This window comes from Sphingopyxis sp. (genome assembly GCF_036402335.1).
Taxonomy (GTDB): Bacteria; Pseudomonadota; Alphaproteobacteria; order Sphingomonadales; family Sphingomonadaceae; genus Sphingopyxis.
This window is the reverse complement of the sequence record NZ_DASWTD010000372.1, coordinates 1-7689: the sequence shown is the minus strand read 5'-3', so window position 1 is coordinate 7689 and position 7689 is coordinate 1. Positions and strand designations below refer to the sequence as shown.

The following is a 7689-nucleotide window of genomic DNA, read 5'->3' as shown; positions in this document are numbered from 1 at the left end:
CGGGTAGAGCGAGGTTACTCCCTTGATGAAACTGTCGGTATCGCCGGCATCGAACACGCCATTGACGAGATGGCGGCCAGCGGCCGCATCGCCGATGACGACCGGCGACGTCGCGTAACGGTTGATCCGCTCGACGGCATCCGCCAGCGGCATATCGACGAAATCGACCCGGCCGCCTTCCCAGCCGAGCGAACGCTCGGCTGCGACCGGCAGGACTTCCGCGGCTCCCGACGAAAGATCGGCCACCAGTTCCTGCCCGGGCAAAAGCTGGGTCGTCGCCGGGGCCCGCCGCCGCGTCTTGACAGCCGCCGCGGCAGCGGCACGCGGCACGACCGCGACCTGCCCTTCGAACAACAGGACCCGGAGCTGGTTGCGCAGCAGTTCGACGCTGAAACTCGTCCCGACCGCCACCACCGACTGCGAACCAGCCGTCACGGTAAACGGGCGCAGCGGGTCCTTCGCGACGTCGAATTTGGCGCGGCCGCGATCGAGCGTGACCGCGCGCCGCTCCTCGGTGAACGATACCGACACCTGGCTGACGGCATCCAGCGAGACGCTCGACCCGTCCTCGAGCCGGACGACGCGCCGCTCGCCGACGTCGGTCGAATAGACATCGGGCCTTTCGCTCCAATACCAGGCGCCCATGCCCGTCATCAAAGCGAAAGTGGCGGCCGCAGCGAAGGCGCTGCGACGCGTCGGGAAAGACGCTGCGCTACCGCGGCGCGCCTTTTCCATCGCGGTCAGGGCGTCGGCGCGGAGCGCCAGAAAGCCGGGCATTTCAGCGATCGCGTCGGTACCCTGCCACACCGTCACCATCTGGTCGAAGTGCTGGGCATGCGATTCATCCGCGGCAAGCCACGCATCGAAATCCGACCGTTCGCTCACGGTCAGCGACCGTTCGGCGAGCAGCAGGCACCAGGCCGCCGCCTGTTCTTCGCGCTCCGCGATGCGGTCATTGTCGTTCTGCGGGTTCATGCCCGCCGCTCCATCCGGCGTGCGAGAAAGACCAGCGCGCGCGAAATATGCTTGTCGACAGTGCGAAGGTGGAATCCGAAATTGTCGGCGATCGTCTGCTTTGGAATATTCTCGACACGATACAGGATAAAAATCTGCTGTGTGGGCTCGGGCAGCGCCTGAATCGCGGCCCACAGGATTGCGATGGACTCGCGCGCCGAAGCGATCCGGAAGGGGTCAAAGCCGTCGATACCTGCGCTGCCGTCGCTCCTCACGCCTTCCGCGAAGTTCCGGCGCACGCGATCATGGCGTGCCCGGTCCGTCACAAGATTGGCGGCGATCCGGAAGATATAGGCAGCATTCGTCTCTTCGCTGTTCCCTTGGGCGTTCATCAGCCGCAAAAAAACCTCCTGAGTCATATCCTCGGCTTCTGCCAGACCCGCCACGCGGCGGGAAAAAAAGGCAATCAGCGGCGGCCGGAATTTCCGGGTCAACCGTTCCAGTTCGGATGCAGGTTCCGCCGTCAACGCCCTCCCCTCTTCCTTCTCAACATCTAAAACGGCCATCGAGCCGAAATGCGCCCCTGTTTTTTTGCGCCGACGCGAGCGGAGGCGCCGGCGGCGAGAAGAAGCCTCGCTTGGGAATGAGTTTACATTCCTGTATATTGCCGCACGGCAAAGGAGAAGACCATGGCAGGCGGTCTGGCAATCGTGCTGAGCGGCGGCGGCGCCAAGGGCGCTTTCCAGGTCGGCGTGGTCCACGAGCTCGTCGTCAATCGCGGTGTGCGCATCGACATCGTCGCCGGGGTTTCGACGGGCGCGATCCAGGCGCTCGGCGTCGCGCAGGACGATGTGCCGGGTCTGCTCGACCAATGGCTCGGTATCCGCGGCAATAGTTCGATCTACAAGGAACGTCCGCTCGGCGTCGTGGGGGGCATCCTCGGCGAAGATGCGATCTACGATGCCGCGCCGTTGAAACGCCTGCTCAAGGGGTTCGCCGACGAAACCAAGCTGGCGGCGAGCGCGCGCAAGCTGCTGCTTGGCGTCGTCAATCTCGGCACGGGCACCTATCGCAGCATCGACGAGAGCGTGCCCGGCATCCATAATTGGGTTTATGCGAGCTGCGCCATGCCTCTGTTCTTCGACCCGCTGAAGACGCGCGCAAGCGACGGGACCGAGGAACAATGGGTCGACGGCGGGGTACGCGACGTTACCCCGCTCAGCGCAGCGCTCGAAATGAACCCGCGCGGGGTGATCGCGGTGCGCGCCTCGCCTGCGCCGCAGCCGGGACCGGTGCGCACCTTCGGCAATCTCATCAAGATCGGACTGCGCGCAGTCGATATCCTCCAGTCCGAAGTCTCGGCGAACGATCTCGCCGGCGCTGCGCTGATCAACGACCTGATCGCGGCACGCGAGGCGCAGCTCCGCGCGCTCCAGTCCGAAGGCATCGGCGGCGCGCAGGCCGCACGCATCCTTCGCCCGCTCGACGCCCAGATATCGCGCTATCGCTTCGCGCCGATCCGGATCATCGAACCCGAAGAGGAATATTCCGAAACGCTCGAATTCGATCCGGCGAAAATCCGGACCGCGATCGACGCCGGGCGGCGCGCGGTCGAGCGCGAATGGGACGCGCTCGAGCCCCTGCTTAGCTGATCAGTCGGCGGTGACCTCGATCTCGCGCTGCTGGCGGATGTCGGCCGACGACGAGCCTGCCAGGATTTTGTAGCGCCCCGGGACGACGCGCCACTGGCCGCGCGCAGCATCGAATTGCGAAAAGGCCCTGGGATCGAGCGTAACCGACACCGTCCGGCGCGCGCCGGGCGCAAGATCGACCTTCGCAAAGCCGCGCAGTGCGATCGGTGCGTCGCCTTCGCCCGGGGTCACGGGAGCGACATAGAGCTGCACCACTTCCTTGCCGGCGCGCTTGCCCTCGTTGCGAAGTGTGACCTTCGCCGTAATGGCGTCACCGCCCTTGACGCGCGCGGGCACCGCGAGCGCCGAATAGCCGAAGCTGGTGTAGCTGAGGCCATGGCCGAAGGCGAAGAGCGGCGTTACCCCTTTCGCGACGTAGCCGCGATAGCCGACGAGCAACCCTTCCGAATAGGGCGTCTTCGCGCCCTTGAGGTTGATCGTGTCATCCTCGGTGCGCACCGGAAAGGTCACGGGCAGCTTGCCCGACGGATTGACCTTGCCCGTCAGGACATTGGCGAGCGCCGCCGCGCCGCCTTCGCCCGGCAGCCACATATCGACGATCGCCGGAGCTTTCGCCGACCAGGGCATCGTCATGGCGGCGCCGGCATTGACGACCACCGCGGTCTTCGGATTGGCGGCGATGACCGCCTCGACGAGCTTGTTCTGGTCGCCCGGCAGATCGAGCGACGCGCGGTCATAGCCTTCGCCCTCGGTGGTCGACGACGATCCGACGAACAGCACCACCGCATCGGCACCACGCGCCGCCGCGACCGCCTCGTCGAACGAGGGCAGCGGTTCGCGGATGCCGAAACTCAGATATTCGTATGGCGTCTGGCCGTTCACATAGTCGAGCCGGATCGGGTAGCTGCGCCCCGCTTCGAGATCGACCGACACGGTGCGCCGCGGGATCGGAAAACCGAGCACGTCGCGGATATCGGGTTTCGACGCGCTTTCCTTCGACAGCACGGTCTTGCCGTCGAGGATGATCGTCGCGTTGCCGGTGCCGCGCGTGCTGAATTCATAGGTGCCGCTCTTGTCGGGCCAGAACAGCCCCTCCCAGCGGAACGCCGAATAGCCGGTGACCTGCGGCCCGGCGATATTGCCGCTGATCCGTTTCAGGAAGCTCTTCGCGGTTTCGCGCTTCACCGGCTCACCGCTCATATCGGCATTGGCGTAGTAGGCGGCAGCGAGGCCGGTCACGCCGCGATCGGCCCCGGGGCTGAACAGTTTCGGATTGGCGCCCGGCGGCGTCTCCTCATTGTCGACGCCGCGTGCATAAACAATCTCCACCCCCGGCAGCGCGGCCTTGAGTGCGGCTAGCGGCGTGCTCGTCTCGAACGGCACCACCGCCGAGCTGCCGCCGCCCTGGATGCGCACGACATCGGCGTTGGGGCCGATCACCGCGAGCGACCTGATCGACGACGGGAGCGGCAGGACGCCGCTGTTCTTGAGCAGGACGATCGCTTCCTCGGCTGCGCTCTGCGCGAGCGCGGCGTTGCGCGGCATTTCGTCGGCGACCGGACGCGCGACGCCGCGTTCGATCGCCCCGCTGCGCACGATCAGCCGCACCATGCGGCGGGCGTTGTCGTCGAGCTGTGCGGTCGTGACCTTGCCTTCGTCGACCGCTTTCCTGAGCTTGGGACCGAAATGGTTCGGCGGTCCCGGCATTTCGAGATCCATGCCGGCGTTGACCGTCGTCGCGGTCGAATGGACCGCACCCCAGTCGGACACGACGAACCCCTTGTAACCCCATTCACCCTTGAGCAGGTCGGTGAGCAGCCAGCGGTTCTCCGCCGCATGCGTGCCGTTGATCTTGTTGTACGACGCCATCACCGACCAGGGGTCACCCTCCTTGATCACCGTCTCGAACGCCGGGAGATAGATTTCGCGCAGCGTCCGCGGATCGACCACCGAGTCGACGATGAAGCGGTTGGTTTCCTGATTGTTCGCGGCGAAATGCTTGAGCGATACGCCGATGCCCGCGCCCTGCGCGCCCTTCACATAACCGAGCCCGATCTGGCCCGCCAGATACGGGTCTTCGGAGTAGGTCTCGAAATTGCGGCCCCAGCGCGGCGTGCGCACGATGTTGACCGTCGGCGCGAGCAGCACGTCGGCGCCGTGCGCGAGCGTTTCCTTGCCGATCGCCGCGCCGACCTTTGCCGTGAGGTCGGGGTTCCACGTCGCCGCCATCGCAACGCCGACGGGGAAGACCGTTGCGGGCTTGCCCTCGGGCGAGCGCACGCCCGTCGGGCCGTCGGTCATGCGGATCGACGGGATGCCGAGCCGTTCGATCGGGTTCAGCGTCATCGAGCTTTCACCCGCGAGCAGCAGGATCTTCTCGTCGAGCGTCAGCCGCCCCATCAAATCGTCGACGCGCGCCTCGGTCGGCGCCGATTTATCCTTGTAGATCATATCCTGCGCCTGAGCGCCGGACAGCGCCACCGTGGAGGACAGCAAAGTTGCCGCCAGATAGGCTGTCCGGCGTGCCATTACTTGATCTCCGCCAGATCCTTGGCCGTCGCGGCCAGCATCTCGTCGGTGATCTTGCCGTTCGAATAGGGCTGGAGCTGCGTCAGGCTGATCGCCTTGAACATCTCATATTCGGGCAGCGCGATCATGCCGGGGAAGTGCTTTTCGATCACCGCCTTGCCTTTCTCGTCGGCGACGATGTCCTGCAGCGGGGTGTCGAGGTTGAACTTCGCGTCGCTGGCGGGCGCAGCGGCAGCGGGCGCCGGAGCAGCGGCCGGCGCCGGCTCGGCGGTGCCCTGCGCGAGGGCGGGAGCGGCGGCCATCAGCGCCGCAACAAACATGGCAGTTTTCATTGTGCTTCTTCCTTTTCGAGATCGGCGACCATCGCTTCTCTGATCAGATATTTCTGAACCTTCCCCGTCACCGTCGTGGGGAATTCATCGACGATACGCACGTAGCGCGGGACTTTATAGTGGGCGATCTGCCCGCGGCAGAATTCGCGTATCGCTTCGGCATCGGCACTGGCATCGGGCTTGAGCCGCACCCACGCGCACAGCTCTTCGCCCATGCGCTCGTCGGGGATGCCGACCACCGCGACATCCTCGACCGCGGGATGGCGATAGAGATAATCCTCGACCTCGCGCGGGTAGATATTCTCGCCGCCGCGGATCACCATATCCTTGAGGCGCCCGACGATATTGCCATAGCCTTGCGGGTCGATCGTCGCGAGATCGCCCGAATGCATCCAGCCGTCCTCGTCGATCGATTCCGCCGTGCGCTGCGGCTCGTCCCAATAGCCGATCATCACCGAATAGCCGCGCGTGCAAAGCTCGCCGGGTTCGCCCGACGGCACGATATTGCCGTCGGTATCGACGATCTTGCATTCGAGATGCGGCTGGACGCGGCCGATCGAGCCGACACGGCGTTCGAACGGGTCGTCGGGCGCGGTCTGGAAACTGACCGGGCTGGTTTCGGTCATGCCATAGGCGATCGTCACGTCGCGCATGTTCAGCCGGTCGACCACCTGCCGCATCAGCGGTTCGGGGCAGATCGCGCCCGCCATGCAGCCGGTGCGCAGCGACGACATGTCGAAGTCGTCGAAGCGCGGATGCGCAAGCACCGCGATGAACATCGTCGGCACGCCGTAGAGCGCCGTGCAGCGTTCGGCCTCGACCGCACGCAGCACCGCCTCGGGGTCGAAGCCCTCGGACGGATAGATCATCGCCGCGCCGTGCGTGATGCTGGCGAGGTTGCCCATCACCATGCCGAAGCAGTGATAGAGCGGCACCGGGATGCAGATGCGGTCGCCTTCGCCGAGCACCTGCGTCCGGCCAACGAAATAGCCGTTGTTGAGGATATTGCGATGGCTGAGCGTTGCACCCTTGGGCAGGCCGGTGGTGCCGCTGGTGAACTGGATGTTGATCGCGTCGTTCGAATCGAGCGTCGGGGCGATCTCGGCGAGGCGCTGGCGGCCAGCGTCGGTGCCCTGCCTTGCCACATCGTCGAAACGCAGCCAGCCGGAACGCGCTTGCTCGCCGATCAGGATCAGCGAGCGCAGCGCCGGCAGCCGCGCGGCGTAAAGCTCGCCCGGCGCGCTTGCAGCGACTTCGGGAGCGATCTCCTCGATCATTGCGGGATAGTCGCTGGTCTTGAAGCTCGTCGCGGCGACGAGCGCCGACAGCCCGACCTTGTTAATCGTATATTCGACCTCGGACAGGCGATAGGCGGGGTTGATCGTGACGAGGATCAGCCCCGCGCGCGCCGCGGCGAACTGGGTCAGCGTCCATTCGGCGCAATTGGGCGCCCAGATGCCGATCCGGTCGCCGGGGTTGAGCCCGAGCGCGAGCAGACCGGCGGCGAAGGCATCGGACCGTTCGAGCAGTTCGGTAAAACTCCACCGGATCCCCTGCCCGACCGAGACGAGCGCATCGCGATCACCCCAGCGTTCGGCGGCAAGCGCCAGCGCCGCGCCGATCGTATGGTCGATCAGCGGCGGCTCGCCGGCGCCTTTGACATGGCTGGTCATTTCCCGGGCGCCTCGCAAACGAAGCTCGCCGCGTCCTCGGTCGATCCCTTGCCGTCCCATTTCGCGACCTTCGGGAAGGCGCAGAGCGGCCGCGTCCGGCCGGCTTTCGCCGGAAGCCCGATATAGGCGAACAGGTCGTTGTCATATTTGGTCGCGACGATCCGTTCGGGCGCTGCGCCGCCCTGCCGCCAGCCGTCGAGCGGCGTCAGCGGATCGAAGTTGTTCGGGCCCGGCCCCGCAAGGCAATGCGACATGCCGGGCACCATGAACAGGCGAACCGAGGTCGCCGCCGCACGCGGGTTGGCCGCGACCACACGCTCGTAATAATCGACCGTATTCTGAGCCGGAATCCCGGCATCGTTCCAGCCATGATAGAGGATCAGCTTGCCGCCGCGCTTGAAGAAGGGAGCGAGGTCGGTCCGGTCGGCATCGAGATCGCCGCCGACGCGCGCTCTGGCGAGTGCATAGTCGCGGTCGAGGTTGAATTCGGACAATTGCCAGTCGGGGTTGGCGTGGACGAAATAGCGGAAGAACTGCGTCCCGAATTTC

7 protein-coding genes are annotated in these 7689 nt (G+C 65.6%); 1 reads left to right on the top strand and 6 read right to left on the bottom strand.

The window, feature by feature from the left end:
* Together VGD20_RS11825 and VGD20_RS11820 are read right to left on the bottom strand one after the other, a co-directional pair.
* A partial coding sequence (locus tag VGD20_RS11825; protein ID WP_331134636.1) for a FecR family protein occupies positions 1–975 on the bottom strand: 975 nt, incomplete at its 3' end.
* Positions 972–1520 carry a sigma-70 family RNA polymerase sigma factor gene (locus tag VGD20_RS11820; protein ID WP_331134635.1) on the bottom strand — a complete coding sequence of 183 codons (549 nt, stop codon included), beginning with the start codon at positions 1518–1520 and terminating at the stop codon, positions 972–974. The genes VGD20_RS11825 and VGD20_RS11820, both read right to left, overlap by 4 nt.
* Positions 1521–1643: 123 nt before the next feature.
* Between VGD20_RS11820 and VGD20_RS11815 the strand changes: the two genes are divergently transcribed.
* Positions 1644–2606 (top strand): patatin-like phospholipase family protein, encoded by a 963-nt coding sequence (locus VGD20_RS11815; protein ID WP_331134634.1) that lies wholly within the window; start codon positions 1644–1646, stop codon positions 2604–2606.
* Here the strand turns inward: VGD20_RS11815 and VGD20_RS11810 are convergent, their stop codons facing one another.
* The 4 genes from VGD20_RS11810 to VGD20_RS11795 form a co-directional block, all read right to left on the bottom strand.
* Positions 2607–5135, bottom strand: a complete 2529-nt coding sequence (locus VGD20_RS11810) for a beta-glucosidase (RefSeq protein ID WP_331134633.1) — start codon at positions 5133–5135, stop codon at positions 2607–2609.
* A complete protein-coding gene (locus VGD20_RS11805) occupies positions 5135–5467 on the bottom strand; it encodes a hypothetical protein (protein WP_331134632.1) in 333 nt (110 codons plus the stop codon). The genes VGD20_RS11810 and VGD20_RS11805 overlap by 1 nt, the downstream gene beginning before the upstream one ends.
* Complete coding sequence (locus tag VGD20_RS11800) at positions 5464–7140, bottom strand: AMP-binding protein (RefSeq protein WP_331134631.1); 1677 nt, start codon at positions 7138–7140, stop codon at positions 5464–5466. The genes VGD20_RS11805 and VGD20_RS11800 overlap by 4 nt, the downstream gene beginning before the upstream one ends.
* Positions 7137–7689 (bottom strand): tannase/feruloyl esterase family alpha/beta hydrolase (locus VGD20_RS11795; RefSeq protein ID WP_331134630.1); only part of this gene is annotated, 553 nt, incomplete at its 5' end. The genes VGD20_RS11800 and VGD20_RS11795, both read right to left, overlap by 4 nt.

Excerpts from the sequence above, each read along its gene's own strand:
- VGD20_RS11810 (WP_331134633.1), bottom strand. The coding sequence starts at position 5,135 with ATGGCACGCCGGACAGCCTATCTGGCGGCAACTTTGCTGTCCTCCACG.
- VGD20_RS11815 (WP_331134634.1), top strand. The coding sequence starts at position 1,644 with ATGGCAGGCGGTCTGGCAATCGTGCTGAGCGGCGGCGGCGCCAAGGGC.
- VGD20_RS11805 (WP_331134632.1), bottom strand. The coding sequence starts at position 5,467 with ATGAAAACTGCCATGTTTGTTGCGGCGCTGATGGCCGCCGCTCCCGCC.
- VGD20_RS11800 (WP_331134631.1), bottom strand. The coding sequence starts at position 7,140 with ATGACCAGCCATGTCAAAGGCGCCGGCGAGCCGCCGCTGATCGACCAT.
- VGD20_RS11820 (WP_331134635.1), bottom strand. The coding sequence starts at position 1,520 with ATGGCCGTTTTAGATGTTGAGAAGGAAGAGGGGAGGGCGTTGACGGCG.